The sequence below is a fragment of the Bradyrhizobium sp. 62B genome, assembly GCF_030272265.2.
In the GTDB taxonomy this organism is placed as follows: Bacteria; Pseudomonadota; Alphaproteobacteria; order Rhizobiales; family Xanthobacteraceae; genus Bradyrhizobium.
The window spans coordinates 239,616-253,145 of the sequence record NZ_CP092841.2; the positions used below are offsets into that span (position 1 = coordinate 239,616).

General features: G+C 64.5%; 14 protein-coding genes and 1 tRNA gene. 11 read left to right on the forward strand and 4 right to left on the reverse strand.

Annotation, left to right across the window (positions count from 1 at the left end; translation table 11 throughout):
• Positions 1-27: 27 nt before the first annotated feature.
• Positions 28-558, reverse strand: a complete 531-nt coding sequence (locus ML401_RS01140) for a TetR/AcrR family transcriptional regulator (RefSeq protein ID WP_285809210.1) — start codon at positions 556-558, stop codon at positions 28-30.
• Between the two features lie 105 nt (positions 559-663).
• On the opposite strand from ML401_RS01140, the gene ML401_RS01145 reads away from it, so the two are divergent.
• From ML401_RS01145 to ML401_RS01175, 7 genes are all read left to right on the forward strand, one after another.
• Positions 664-1,014, forward strand: a complete 351-nt coding sequence (locus ML401_RS01145; protein ID WP_063198691.1) for a hypothetical protein — start codon at positions 664-666, stop codon at positions 1,012-1,014.
• A 31-nt stretch (positions 1,015-1,045) separates the two neighbouring features.
• Positions 1,046-1,849 carry a crotonase/enoyl-CoA hydratase family protein gene (locus ML401_RS01150; RefSeq protein ID WP_285809213.1) on the forward strand — a complete coding sequence of 268 codons (804 nt, stop codon included), beginning with the start codon at positions 1,046-1,048 and terminating at the stop codon, positions 1,847-1,849.
• A complete protein-coding gene (locus tag ML401_RS01155; RefSeq protein ID WP_212064696.1) occupies positions 1,846-2,292 on the forward strand; it encodes a PaaI family thioesterase in 447 nt (148 codons plus the stop codon). The genes ML401_RS01150 and ML401_RS01155 overlap by 4 nt, the downstream gene beginning before the upstream one ends.
• 3 nt (positions 2,293-2,295) lie before the next feature.
• Positions 2,296-3,108 (forward strand): SDR family oxidoreductase, encoded by an 813-nt coding sequence (locus ML401_RS01160; RefSeq protein ID WP_285809217.1) that lies wholly within the window; start codon positions 2,296-2,298, stop codon positions 3,106-3,108.
• A 243-nt stretch (positions 3,109-3,351) separates the two neighbouring features.
• A complete protein-coding gene (locus tag ML401_RS01165; protein ID WP_063198686.1) occupies positions 3,352-3,630 on the forward strand; it encodes a PepSY domain-containing protein in 279 nt (92 codons plus the stop codon).
• 76 nt (positions 3,631-3,706) lie between these two features.
• On the forward strand, positions 3,707-4,300 hold the full coding sequence (locus ML401_RS01170) for a cytochrome b/b6 domain-containing protein (protein WP_376717336.1): 594 nt from the start codon (positions 3,707-3,709) through the stop codon (positions 4,298-4,300).
• 200 nt (positions 4,301-4,500) lie between these two features.
• Positions 4,501-7,002 carry an EAL domain-containing protein gene (locus ML401_RS01175; protein WP_285809223.1) on the forward strand — a complete coding sequence of 834 codons (2,502 nt, stop codon included), beginning with the start codon at positions 4,501-4,503 and terminating at the stop codon, positions 7,000-7,002.
• Positions 7,003-7,032: 30 nt separating this feature from the next.
• Here the strand turns inward: ML401_RS01175 and ML401_RS01180 are convergent, their stop codons facing one another.
• A complete protein-coding gene (locus ML401_RS01180; protein WP_285809225.1) occupies positions 7,033-7,710 on the reverse strand; it encodes an LON peptidase substrate-binding domain-containing protein in 678 nt (225 codons plus the stop codon).
• 32 nt (positions 7,711-7,742) lie between these two features.
• Positions 7,743-8,666, reverse strand: a complete 924-nt coding sequence (trxA, locus tag ML401_RS01185; RefSeq protein ID WP_194405303.1) for a thioredoxin — start codon at positions 8,664-8,666, stop codon at positions 7,743-7,745.
• Positions 8,667-8,941: 275 nt separating this feature from the next.
• Here trxA and ML401_RS01190 point away from each other — a divergent pair.
• The 4 genes from ML401_RS01190 (at position 8,942) to ML401_RS01205 (ending at position 12,505) form a co-directional block, all read left to right on the forward strand.
• A tRNA-Gly gene (locus tag ML401_RS01190) sits at positions 8,942-9,016 on the forward strand.
• 76 nt (positions 9,017-9,092) lie between these two features.
• A complete protein-coding gene (locus ML401_RS01195; RefSeq protein WP_285809227.1) occupies positions 9,093-10,079 on the forward strand; it encodes an NAD(P)-dependent oxidoreductase in 987 nt (328 codons plus the stop codon).
• A 352-nt stretch (positions 10,080-10,431) separates the two neighbouring features.
• Positions 10,432-11,700: a sorbosone dehydrogenase family protein gene (locus ML401_RS01200; protein ID WP_194405305.1), complete on the forward strand. Its 1,269-nt coding sequence runs from the start codon at positions 10,432-10,434 to the stop codon at positions 11,698-11,700.
• 211 nt (positions 11,701-11,911) lie between these two features.
• Positions 11,912-12,505 carry a c-type cytochrome gene (locus ML401_RS01205; protein ID WP_285809228.1) on the forward strand — a complete coding sequence of 198 codons (594 nt, stop codon included), beginning with the start codon at positions 11,912-11,914 and terminating at the stop codon, positions 12,503-12,505.
• A 36-nt stretch (positions 12,506-12,541) separates the two neighbouring features.
• Here ML401_RS01205 and panE read toward each other — a convergent pair whose 3' ends face one another.
• Complete coding sequence (gene panE, locus ML401_RS01210) at positions 12,542-13,465, reverse strand: 2-dehydropantoate 2-reductase (RefSeq protein ID WP_285809229.1); 924 nt, start codon at positions 13,463-13,465, stop codon at positions 12,542-12,544.
• Positions 13,466-13,530 lie beyond the last annotated feature (65 nt).

A 13,530-nucleotide genomic window follows, 5' to 3' on the forward strand; every position in this document is an offset into this window, starting at 1 on the left:
AGAAATTCGCCACCGCCCATCGCGGGCTCAAGCGGAGACCATCGTCAAGACCTCGTCGAGCATGGGCTGCAGCCGTGCCGCCGGCACCGGCGCGCCCGAAAGCGCGAAGCCGAGAAACGTCCAATAGAGAATCTGTGCGCGGGCCTGCGCCGTCGCCGCCCCGAGCCCGCGTTTCGTCAGCAGCCCTTCGATATAGTCGAGCCTGCGGCGGTCGATCGCGCGCACGGCACCCTGTGCCGCCGCATCGAAGGCCGCCCAGTTGCGCACCGCGCGTTCGAGATCGAGCCGCGCGCCGAACGTCCTGCGCAGCAGCGCCTTCAACGGCTCGTCGCCGGCGGCCTCGACGTCGGCGATGATCTGCTCCGCTGCAATCTCGCGCCAGCGCTTCAGCACGGCGGCGTGGAACGCGCCGAGATCGGCGAAATGCCAGTAGAAGCTGCCGCGCGACACCCCCATGGCCTTTGCCAGGGGATCGGCCTTGAGCGCGGTGAAGCCGCTGCTGGCGAGCGCCTTGAGGCCTGCCTTGATCCAGTCGTCGGCGGAAAGCTGGTCGGTCATGTCGGGTTCCCGGGATTTGACCATACACTAGTGTATTGACAGGACGCAGACCAGCGCCTATCTCTCCATACAGCACTGTATGGACGGAGGAGGCGAGGTCTGCCGATGCGTGATCTGCTGCTGCAATGTGCCGGCGTCGCGGGGATCGTGGTCGCCCTGATCCATGGCGTGCTGGGCGAAACCAAGGTGTTCGCCAGGGCGACCATCACCCCGGAAAGCCTGCGCATGCTGATCCGCCTGGTCTGGCAGGCCGGGACGGTCGCCTGGATCGGCGGCGGCGTGCTGCTGCTTGCGGCGCCGATGTTGGGATCGGACAGCGCACGGCACTGGATCGTTGCGACCATCGTCGCCGTCTACGGCTTTGCGGCCGTCGCCAACGCGTGGTGGTCGCGCGGACGCGGCTTCGGCTGGAAGGCTCTCGCGGCCGTGGTCGCGCTGGCGGTCGCCGGATATTGAGGCTGCCGGTCCGCGCCAAAGGAGTAGCACGATGACTGATCGCGTCCGTGTGACTGTCGTGGATGACGTGGCCCACGTCCGCCTGAACCGCCCGGACAAGATGAATGCGCTCGATCCAGCGATGTTCGCGGCGCTCATCGAAGCCGGCGCAGACCTGCGCGACAGCCCGGAGATTCGGGCCGTCGTGCTCTCCGGCGAGGGACGCGCATTCTGCGCGGGCCTCGACCTGGAGCGCCTTGTCGCGACGACGCGAGGCGAGCCGCTGCTTCCGCCCGTGGACCTCACGCAGCGAACCCACGGCGTCGCGAATTATGCCCAGCACCTCGTCTGGCTGTGGCGCGAGCTGCCGGTGCCCGTGATCGCAGCGGTGCACGGCATTGCCTTCGGCGGCGGATTCCAGCTCGCGCTCGGCGCCGACCTGCGCTACCTCGCGCCCGATACGAAGCTCGCGGTGATCGAGACGAAATGGGGTCTGGTGCCGGATATGTGCGGCACGCAATTGATGCGCCATCTCGCGCGCGAGGATATTGTGCGTGAGCTGACCTATACCGGGCGCGTTTTTTCGGCCGACGAAGCGGTTACCTACGGCTTTGCAACGCGGCTCGTCGATGATCCCGTGGCCGCCGCACTGGCAACGGCGCGTGAGATTGCTGGCCGCAGCCCTGATGCGATCCGTGCCGCCAAGCGGCTGCTCAAACTGTCCGCAACTTGCCAGGTGGCAACCGGTCTCGCCGCGGAGACTGCCGAACAGGCGGCGCTGCTCGGCTCCGTCAATCATGTCGAAGCGGTCAGGAGCAACCTCGAAGGCCGCACCCCACGATGGAGCCGCGCATGAGCATGCCGCACGGATTCGACCTGCCAGCGCTTGAGGCGGTCAACGCGTCCGCGGCGTTCAACCGCGCCGCGGGCTTCGACGTTGTTGCGGCCGGCAAGGGCGAGGCGACCATTCGCATGAATTGGCGCGACGAGCTCACCCAGTATTCCGGGCATCTCCACGCCGGCCTGATCGCGGCCCTGCTCGACACGGCCTGCGGGTTCGCCGCAGCAACGCTCGTGGGCGCGGTCACCGCATCGCATTTCTCGATGAGCTGCCTGAGGCCGGCCATCGGTCGTTCCTTCCTCGCCAAGGGAACGACGCTCCGCGCAGGGCGCAGGCAGGTGTTCGCCCGCGCCGAGCTGTTCGCGGCCGATGAGCAAGATGCGTTGACCCTCGTAGCGACAGGCGAGACCGTGCTCGTCCCCACTGGCGAGCCGTCGCGCAAGATCGACGGGAGTTGAATCATGGCGCTGACGCTCGTCACCGGAGGTACAGGGCACCTCGGTCGGGATATCGTCGATCGCCTGGTTCGCGACGGACGTCGCGTCCGGGTGTTTGCACGTTCTCCCGGCCTACGGACGGACGTCGAATGGGCCACAGGCGATCTCGCCACAGGCGCGGGGTTGCGGCACGCCCTGCATGACGTCGATACGGTGATCAATGCGGCGACCTATTCGCCGATCGCACGGCGCGGCGGCGTTCGTCCGATCGATTTCTTCCGATCGCCTTCCGCCGTGGACGTCGAGGGAACGGAGCGGCTGCTGTCGCTCTGCGGGCAAACCGAGGTGCAACACGTCCTGCATGTTTCGATCGTCGGGCTCGAGCAGGCAACCCTGCCCTACGCTCGGGTCAAGCTCGCCGGCGAACAGCTGGTGCGTGCCTCGGCTTTGTCCTGGTCCGTCGTTCGCGCGATGCCGTTCTATTACCTGCTCGACAAATTGCTCTCGAGCCTCGCTTGGCTCCCGGTATGGCCGGTGCCGACCACGCTGTTCAATCCTGTCGATACATCGGATGTCGCCGATCACGTCGTGACCTGCGCGTTCGACGGGAAGCGCGGCGTACGTGCGGAGATTGGTGGCCCCGAAGCTCTCGATCTCGTTGCCTTCGCCCGCCAATACCGGGATGCAAGGCAACTGCACCGGAAAATCCTGCCAATCGGCCTGTCCGAGGCGAAGGCGCGCGACATGGGCTTCGTCGTCAGCCAGGGTGTGCGCGGACGTCTCCGTTGGACGGACTGGCTGCAGCACAATTATCCGGGAATGCGAAGCGCGGCGTAACGCGGCTGGTGAGGCCGGCCGTTTATCCGGACCGTGAGGCGTAAGGCCGCACTGGTCGGCCGAATCCGCATTCTCCTCAGAGCGCGCTCACGTTTTCGTCCATGTTAGAACCAGTCTAAACTCAACAATAGAACTTATCTAAAGCGCGGCGTGCCCGTACCGGATTGACTTCATCATCCCCTTTGCTTCCTTCACTTCCGCTTCGCACCTCGCGTAGCGCGCACGACAGAGGAGGAGATGTTCGTGAAGGTCATTCGTGTTGTTGCCATTGCACTGACGGTCGGGATCGGCATGGGGTCGGCGGCCATGGCCGATGGTTTCAAGGACTGCACCAAGCTCGACAAGGCGTCGTGGAAGCCGGCCAGCGAGGCCGAAGCCAAGGCCAAGGCGCTCGGCTATGAAGTGCGCCGCTCCAAGATCGAAGGCTCGTGCTACGAGGTCTATGGCGTCAAGGAAGGCAAGCTTTACGAGCTGTTCTACAGCCCCGAAGATCTCAGCCTGAAGCACACGATCGCCAAGTAAATAGCCAAGCAAATAGCCAAGTAAATCGGCTGCGCGAATTGATCTGCGCAAAGCAGGGCTCGAGGATGGTCTTTGCTTGATTGAAGAAGCGATGCCAGAAGCGCGCGGGGCGTCCGACAGGACCCCCGCGGATCGAACCGCTTCGCGGACGGTCGCAGTCTGGGACCTCCCACTGCGCCTCTGGCACTGGGCTTTCGCGGCCTGCGTCCTGGCCGCGTGGTTCACGCCCACCGTCTATGATCGGCTGCACCGCATCGTCGGCTATACGGTGCTCGGCCTTCTCGCCTTCCGCTTCGTCTGGGGCTTCTGGGGAAGCCGCTATTCGCGCTTCCGCATGATCAGGGCCCGGCTCCGCGCCGCGCCGGGCTATCTCTGGAATCTGCGCCGCGGCATCACCGGCCGCTATATCGGACTCAATCCCGCCGGCACGTTGATGCTGGTGGCGCTGTTGGTCTCGCTCACCGTCTCGGCGGTCACCGGCGCGATGTCGGTCACCGTCACCTTCTTCGGCGTCTGGTGGGTCGAAGACACCCACCATTATTCATCGGACGCGGCCATCGTCCTGGTCGTGCTGCATGTGCTCGGCGTGCTGCTGATGGGGATTCTCCAGCGCGAGAATCTGATCCGCGCGATGATCACGGGACGCAAGCGCATTCGCAATCGCCTCTAGATATTCGTTGCCGATTGTTGCACGCCCTTCGCCCAGTTTGGGCGGGATTGCGACAGGAGGCATAGGAATGCCAGGCAAATTCGAATCGAATCCGAAGCATTAACGTGCCGGTAAGCATGCAACCGGACATTGCACGGGATTAACGCAAAGGACGCTTAGCCGGCCCACGATCGACCATATTGACGATGGAGCGGTACTAGATGTTCCGCATTTTCTCCTGTCTTACCGTTGAGCACGATTGGCGGCTGGTCCTGCTCGCTGGTCTGGTCTGCTTCGTCGCGAGCATCGTCGCGGTCAGTATTTTCCACCGTGCGATCGCGGCGCGCGCAAGAACGCGCCTGATCTGGATCGCGATCGCCGGCGCTGCGATCGGATACGGAATCTGGGCGACGCATTTCGTCGCCATGCTCGCCTACGAGCCCGGAGTCGCGACCGGCTACGGCATCGTGCTGACATCGCTTTCGCTGGCGACCGCAATGCTGCTGACGTCGGTGGGCTTCGGCGTTGCGGCCGGCGATTCCGGCCGGTGGCGCCCGGAGACAGGCGGCGTCATCATCGGTGGCGGCATTGCCAGCATGCACTATCTCGGCATGTGGGCCCTTGAAGTGCCGGGCCGCGTCGCGTGGTCGCTGGATCTCGTGCTGGTCTCGATCACACTCGGCGTGTGCTTCGGCTATGCCGCCCTGGCCGTCGCGATCAAGTATCGGCACTACCAGGGAACGCTCGCGGCGGCAGTCCTGCTGACGCTAGCCATCATCTCGCATCATTTCACTGCGATGGGTGCCGTGCACATCACGCCGGATCCGACGCGTGCGACGGGCGCCTTGTCGTTGTCCCCGGCCGTGCTCGCGCTTTCGATCGCCGGTGTCGCGCTGTCGGTGCTCGGCATGAGCCTGATCGGCGTGCTGGCCGACCGGCGCCTGGCAAGCAGAACCGCCAAGTTCGAGGGGATCATCAGCCAGCTCTCGGACGCCCGGCAGCAGCTCGAGGATTCGCAGCACGAATTGCGGGAGCAGACGCTGAGGCTGGATACGGCGATCAACCATATGGTCGAGGGCCTTTGCATGTTCGATGCCGCGAAGCGGCTCGTGATCTGCAACGAGCGTTACGCCAATTTGTACCGTCTGCCGCCGGAGCTGCTGCGCGCGGGAACGCCGCATAGCGATATCATCAGGCATCGCATCATCAGCGGCACACTCAAGGGCGATACCAGCGCCGCCGCCGCCGAGCAGCAAATCTCGAAGCTCGATGCCCTGCCCGTCAATGCGGTGTCGAGCCGGATCGACGAGTTCGCCGATGGCCGGTTGATCTGCGTGACACGGCAGCCGATGGCCGGCGGCGGCTGGGTGGCAACCCATCTCGATGTCACGGAGCAACGCCGGTCCGAAGCCAAGATCGCCTACATGGCGCAGCACGACGCGCTGACGGAATTGCCAAATCGCGTGCTGATGAGGGCGCGTTTGGACCAGGCCTCTGCCATCACGCGCAATGGAGACCTCCATCTGGCGGTCCTCATGCTCGATCTCGACCGCTTCAAGGAGGTCAACGACACGCTTGGACATCCGGCGGGCGATTTGCTGTTGCGCGCGGTGGCGACGCGCTTGCGCCAGTGCAGCAGGGAAACGACGTTGATCGCCCGGCTCGGCGGCGACGAGTTCGCCGTCGTGGACTACGTGACCAATCCGGCCGAAGAGGCGGCCACTCTCGCCGAGAGGATCAAGACGGCGCTCTGCGAACCCTTTGACCTCGGCGACCATCAAGTCACGGTGGGAGCCAGCATCGGGATCGCCATTGCGCCCCGCGATGGCGCCGATTCCGATGTCATTCTCAAGAGCGCCGATCTCGCCCTCTACGCGGCGAAGGCCGGCGGACGCGGCGCATTCCGTTTCTTCGAGCCGGAGCTGGACCAGCTCATCCACGTCCGGCGCAACCTGGAAAAAGATATGCGGAAAGCGCTGGCGCGGGGCGAATTCGAGCTCCATTACCAGCCGTTTGTGAGCGTGGAGAGCGGACGGATCTGCGGCTATGAGGCGTTGTTGCGGTGGCATCACCCCGAGCGCGGTCTGGTCCTTCCTGGCGAGTTCATTCCGCTCGCGGAGGAAACCGGCCTGATCCTGCCTATCGGCGAATGGGTCTTGAGGGCGGCCTGCACTGAAGCCGCCAACTGGCCTTCCGATCTCACGATCGCAATCAACCTGTCTCCCGCCCAGTTCAGGAGCAAGGAGCTCGTCTCCATCATCGTCGGCGCCCTCGCGGCCTCGGGGATTGCTCCGCAAAGGCTCGAGCTCGAGATCACCGAGACGGTCATCATGCATGACAGCGAAGCGGTGTTCGCAGCCCTCGAACAGTTGCGTGAGCTCGGCGTGCGCATTGCCCTCGACGATTTCGGCACGGGCTATTCGTCGCTCAGCTTCCTGCAGAAGTTTCCGTTCGACAAGGTCAAGATCGACCGCAGCTTCGTCAGCGAGCTCGCCAGCGAGGGCGAAGAGGCGCATCGGATCGCCCGCGCCGTGGTTGCATTCGCCGTCAGCCTCGGCAAGACGACGACCGCCGAGGGCGTCGAAACCCAGGAGCAGCTGGCCATTCTGCGCGAGGAGGGCTGTGCAGAGGCGCAGGGCTATTATTTCAGCCGGCCCATGCAGGCCTTAGGGATCGCGCAACCGGCGCAGCGGGAGGCCGAAGCGGCCATCTGCGCAGCCTGAGGCGCGATGCGATCAGGCTGAATCGCCGTCTCACTGCAGCGGCGGATCGCCGCTGGTACGCTTCTTGGCGAGGTCCATCTCGGTGACCGCGATCAGGATCTCGGCGCGGGTCTTCAGGTCGGGCGCCTCCAGCATGGCCTGCTTCTCCGCGGGGCCATAGGGTGACATCATCGCCAGCGCATTGACGAGCGCCTCGTTGGGCGCGCTCTCGACGCCCTCCCAGTCGACCTTGAGATTGTTGGCCTTCAGGAAGTCCGCCAGCACTGAAAGCAGCGCCTCGCGGTCGACCTCCTCCTCGCCCATGCGCGCGGTGAAGTCATCGGCGTAGGCGAAGAAATCCACCTTGCACTGCCGGTAGGCCGTGAGCACCTCGAGCTCCTCGACCACCTTGAAGCGCGAGACGCCGGTGAGCTCGAGGATGTAGCGGCCGTCGCCGGATTCGGCGAGCTGGGTGATGCGGCCGACGCAGCCGACCCGGAACAGGGTCGGTTTGTCGGAATCCTTCGGGGAGTGCGCGACGTCGGGCTGAATCATGCCGATCAGCCGATGGCCGTCGCGGAAGCTGTCGTCGACCATCGCAAGGTAGCGCGGCTCGAAGATGTTGAGCGGCATCTGGCCGCGGGGCAGCAGCAGCGCGCCCGGCAGCGGAAACACCGGAATGATCTCCGGGAGGTCGGCGGGCCCGCGATATTCGATGTTGATCGGCATCTGCCCGGTCCCCCTGGCCTTGCCAGCGCGCCTTACGAAAACAGGATCGTCGACAAACGCTTGCGTCCCTCGACGGTTGCATCATCCGTGCCGCCCCAGGCCTCGAAGAACTGCACCAGCTGCTTGCGGGCGCCGTCGTCGTTCCATTTGCGGTCGCGCCTGACGATCTCGAGCAGCTGCGCGGTGGCAGCCGTGCGGTCGCCTTTCGCGTTGAGCGCGGTCGCCAGGTCGAATCGGGCCTGATGATCGAGCGGGTTTGCGGCGACTTTCTGTTCCAGCTCCGCGACCGGCCCGAGCGATTGCGCCTGCTCGGCGAGATCGATCGTGGTCTGCACGGCCTTCACCGCGGGGTCGTTGCGCTTGGATTCCGGCACCATGGCCAGCGTCTGCTTGGCCTGCTCCATCGCGCCGGAGGTGGCGTAGCATTTTGCGAGGCCCGCGAGCGCGGCGATGTTGGTCGAATCGTACTGGAGCACCTCGGCATAGATCTGCGCGGCAGCCGCGGCATCGCCCTCCGCGAGGACGGCTTCGGCCTCCTGCAGGATTTCGGCGATATTCGGCTCGCCCGGCGCGGTCACGCCCTTGGTCAGCTTCTCGATGAAGGCGTTGAGCTGGCTCTCGGGCACCGCGCCCATGAAGCCGTCGGCCGGCTGGCCGTTGACGAAGGCGATCACGGCCGGGATCGACTGGATGCCCATCTGGCCCGGGATCGCGGGGTGCTGGTCGATGTTCATCTTGACCAGCTTGACCTTGCCCTTGGCCGCCCTGACCGCCTTTTCCAGCACGGGGGTGAGCTGCTTGCAGGGGCCGCACCACTCCGCCCAGAAGTCGATCAGCACCGGCTGGCGCTTCGATTCCTCGATGACGTCCTTCACGAAGGTCTGGGTGGTGGTGTCCTTGATCAGATCGGCGGCGGCCGGGTTTGCGGCTCCGTTACCCTGGTCGATGATCGTCACGGGATCCCCTCGTCTGATGTCCGGAATGGCGGCTCTTTAGCACGTCGCCGCTTCCTGTGCTTTGCTGTCGGCTCCTAAATTGGGCCGAATGGGCCGAATTTCAATCCACCGCGGCCGATTCGGCGGTTCCGGGACCTTTTCGGGCCGTTTGGCCGCAGGAGGGGCCCAAATAGCGCCCTCGAATGCCAATTGATGCCGCCGGTAGCTGTTGCATTCCCCTCCCGCTTTTGGCATACGACAGCCGTTGCCGGCGCGTCACGCGACCGACACAGGATGCGGGTGTAGCTCAGTGGTAGAGCACGACCTTGCCAAGGTCGGGGTCGAGGGTTCGAGCCCCTTCGCCCGCTCCAAATTTTCCCAGAGCATCCAGCCAAACCGTACGGAACCGTGGTTCTCCACGCGGCTGGCGGCTGTCTTGGGGGCGCAATGACAATCCTGGTCACCGGCAGCGCCGGCCATCTCGGTGAAGCCATCATCCGCACCCTGCGTGGGCGCGGCTCGCCTGTGCGCGGGATCGACCTGAAGCCCTCGCCGTTCACCGATGCCGTCGGCTCGATCGTCGATCCCGGCTTCGTGTGGGCCCAGATGGACGGCGTCTCCGCCCTGATCCACACCGCGACGCTGCACAAGCCGCATGTGGCGACCCACACCAAGCGGGATTTCGTCGACACCAACGTCACGGGCACGCTCAATCTGCTCGAGGCGGCGGCTTCGGCCGGTGTGAAGAGCTTCGTCTTCACCAGCACCACCAGCGCGTTCGGCTCGCAGCTTCGGCCCGAGGCCGGACTGGCTGCGGTCTGGGTCACCGAGGATCTGCCGCCGGTCCCGAAGAACATCTACGGCACCACCAAATTGATGGCGGAGACGCTGTGCGAGCTGTTCTTTCGCGAGCGCGGCCTGCCGGTGGTCGTGTTGCGGACCTCGCGCTTCTTTCCGGAGGACGACGATGATCCCGCGATGCGGTCGGCTTACGCGCTGGACAACGCGCAGGCCAATGAGCTGCTCTATCGCCGGCTGGATATCGCGGACGCGGTAAGCGCTCATCTGCTCGCCGTCGAGCGCGCGGCAAAGATCGGGTTTGGCCGTTACATCGTCTCGGCCACCAGTCCGTTCGAGCCGCGTCATCTCGCGGCACTGGCGCGCGATGCGGCTGGTGTCGTGCGTGAGCTCTATCCGGATTGCGCGGAGCTCTATGCGGCGCGGGGCTGGAACCTGTTCCGCGAGATCGACCGTGTCTATGTCAACGAACGCGCGCGTCGCGAGCTGGGCTGGCGGCCGGAGTACGATTTCGCGCATGTGCTGCGCAGCCTGCGCGAGGGCCGCGATTTTCGCAGTAGGCTGGCGCGCGAGATCGGCGCGAAAGGCTATCACGACATGGTGTTCGACGACGGACCCTACCCCGTCGCCGGGTAAGCACAGCGATTGCTCTTTTGCCCGACGAGTCAACTGCCTGCGGGGCTCGCCCCCGCGCGGCGCGAGCTGCGCCGTTCTACTGTGCATGGGGTTGTTTTCGCGTTTTTTGTTTTCCGGCTCTCGGCCTTGATTCCGCGTTGCAGCGAGAGCGCTGTCGTCACGCCGTTCGCTTGTTGACACTCCGTCTCAATTTTTATGCGGCGCAACTGCGGTGCGTGCGCCGCGCTTCTCAGCGCTCGCAGATGTGCTAACCTTTTTGCGTCTGTCGTCCCGACGGACCCAAAACTTCGCCTCTCGACTAGCAAAATAAAATAAATCGCAGCCCTGACGGCTGCCTTAGGGGAGTGACGCGATGACATCGGTGTTCCATCGATCCGTGTTGGCGCTTGCAGCCGTGGCCCTTCTTGCCGGGACCAGTGCTGCCAGCGCGCAAGACAAGAGCAAGCCACTCAAGAAATACGAATCCGGCACCAAGGAATTCTGGACCCATCCGCCGGATGACTGGTTCCTGGGCGACGAGACCGAGGCGCAGAAGGGCCTAGCGCCGCCGTCCGGCCCGCCGACCGGCGCTTCCGACGCCGAGCTCGCCAACATCATCAAGAAGGTCAAGCTGCCGCCGGGCTTCAAGATGGAGGTCTATGCCTCCGGTGTGCTGGCTGCGCGGCAAATGGCCTGGGGTGACAAGGGCACGCTGTTCGTCGGCTCGTTCGGCCTCGGCAACGTCTATGCCATCAAGGACAATGGCGGGAAGAAAGAGGTCAAGACCATCCTCAAGGGGCTGAACATGCCCACCGGCCTCGCCGTCAAGGACGGCGCGCTCTACGTCATCGCGGTCGACAAATTGATCCGCTACGACGACATCGAGAACAAGCTCGACAATCCCGGCGAGGGCAAGGTCGTCTATGACGACATGCCGTCCTACGCCGCGCATGGCTGGAAGTACATCGCGGTCGACAAAGAAGGTTGGTTCTACATTCCGTTCGGACCGCCCTTCAACATCGGCATCCCGCCGACCAGCGTCTCGCAGATCCGGCGCGTCGATCCCAAGACCGGCAACGCGGAGATCTATGCGCTCGGCGTGCGCAACTCGGTCGGCGGCGACGTCGATCCGCGCACCGGCAAGTACTGGTTCACCGAGAATGCCCGCGACTGGATCAGCGATGATCTGCCCTCAGACAAGCTGAACATGATCAACAAGATCGGCGAGCATTTCGGCTATCCCTACTGTCACCAGGGCAATCTGCCGGACGACAAGTTCGCGATGGGCCACAAGTGCTCCGAGTTCACGCCGCCCGTGCTGAATCTCGGCGCCCATGTCGCTCCGCTCGGCATGAAGTTCTACACCGGCGACCAGTTCCCCGCCGAGTACAAGAATAACATCCTGATCGCCGAGCACGGCTCCTGGAATCGACACAAATATCAGGGCGGCCGCATCATGCGCGTGATCGTCGGGCCTGATGGCAAGAACCCCAAGCAGGAGGTGTTCGCCTCCGGCTGGATCGAGGGTGACCAGGGTTATCTCGGTCGTCCTGACGACATCATCCTTGCCAAGGATGGATCGATCCTGGTTGCCGACGACTGGGCCGGCGCGATCTATCGCATCAGCTACAGCAAGAAGTAAGCGCGACTTTGCGAAGAGGCTGCGACCGGGTGACGGCCGCAGCCTCTTTCATGACAAGGTCTTTCACTGTCGTTCCGGACCGCGCGCCAGCGCAAGCCCGGAACCCATAACCCCGACTGGTGGTTATGGATTCTCGGATGCGCAATCGCGCATCGGAGCTCGTCCTCCGCACGCTCCGGAATGACGGGCTCGATAGATCGGAATCCTCATCATGCGCCGTCAGTTTTTGTCGTACGCTATCGGTGCGCTATTGCTCGCAGCGCCGGCCTTCATCCCGGCCCAGGCCGCCGATAATTCCGCGATCAAGGAGAAGGCCTCGGTCTGCTCCGGCTGTCACGGCGAGAACGGCATTTCGCAGACCGAGAACATCCCCTCGCTGGCCGGGCAGCCCGATCAATTCATCCAGTGGCAGCTGGTGTTCTTCCGCGCCGGCTCGCGCAAGAACGACCAGATGAAGCCGATCGTCGAGGAGATCACCAACGAGGACATCCGCAGCTTCGGCGCCTATTTTTCCCAGATGACGCCGCCGAAGGCAGCGGACGACGGCGATCCGGACCTGTCGAAGAAGGGCGCGCAAGTTGCCGCCGGCCGCCGCTGCGCCTCATGTCACACCGACAGCTTCGCCGGCACCAAGGCGGTCGCGCGGCTCGCGGGTCAACGCGAGGAATATCTGGTCAAGGCGCTGCATGACTACAAGGCGGGCCAGCGCGTCGGCGGCGGCGTCGCCGCGATGGCCGATGTCGCCTATCACATGAGCGACGAGGAAATCACCGCCGTCTCGCACTATCTCGCGCATCTGAAATAGTTGCCGCAAACGCCACACCAAATGTGTGGCCGGCCACTACTCCGCCCGCTGCTTTTCGTACGCCTTCAAATGCGTATACGCGATGCGCAGCTTCGGCACCGGCACCTTGGCGGCGTCGGCGCGCGCGATGAGGTCGCCGATGACGTGATCAGCTTCGACCGGCAGGCCGGCCTTGATGTCGCGGAACATCGAGGCGGTCATCGGCGATCCCTCCGCGGTGAGATTGCCTTTCACCCGTTCGAAGAACGGCCCGCCTGGCGGATAGCCCGACGCAGTGGCGATCGCACTGGTCTCGTCCAGCATGCCGAGCAGGAAATCCCGGCCGCCGGGCGCTGCGAGGATGTTGCCGACGGAGGTCCGCATCAGGCTGGTGGACGCTGCGAGCGAGGAGAGGAATACCCACTTCTCCCACATGTCCTGCATGATGTTCTGGCTGGCGGCGGCGCCGGTGATGCCGCTCTTGAAGGCTTCATCGATCGCCTTGACGCGATCCGACAGCTTGCCGTCGCGCTCGCCGTAACTGATCGCCTGCATCGGCTGGAGCTGCACCACCTCACGCTTCTCGTTCAAGGTTGCCGCGATGGCGCAGAGGCCGCCGAGCACGCGCTCCTTGCCGAACTTGCCGTCGAGGATGTCGAGATGGCGCATGCCGTTCAGCATCGGGATGATCGCGGTGTTCGGCCCGACGGCCGCGGCAAACGATGTGATGGCGTCGTCGAGATCGAACGCCTTGCAGCTCAGGAGCACGACGTCGAACTTGTCCTTGAGCGCGTCGGCCTGCACGGTCGGCGGATTCGCCAAGGTCACATCGCCATTGGGGCTCTTGATGACGAGCCCGGCGCTCGCGAGCTCGTTGGCCCGGCGCGGCCGGACCAGGAAGGTGACGTCGCGGCCGGCCTGCAACAGCCTGCCACCAAAATAGCCACCGATGGCGCCGGCGCCGACCACGAGGATACGCATGGGATGCTCCGTTCTTTTCTTGGCGAATAGCGAATAGGGAGTAGCGAATAGCAGGCGCGATTTCC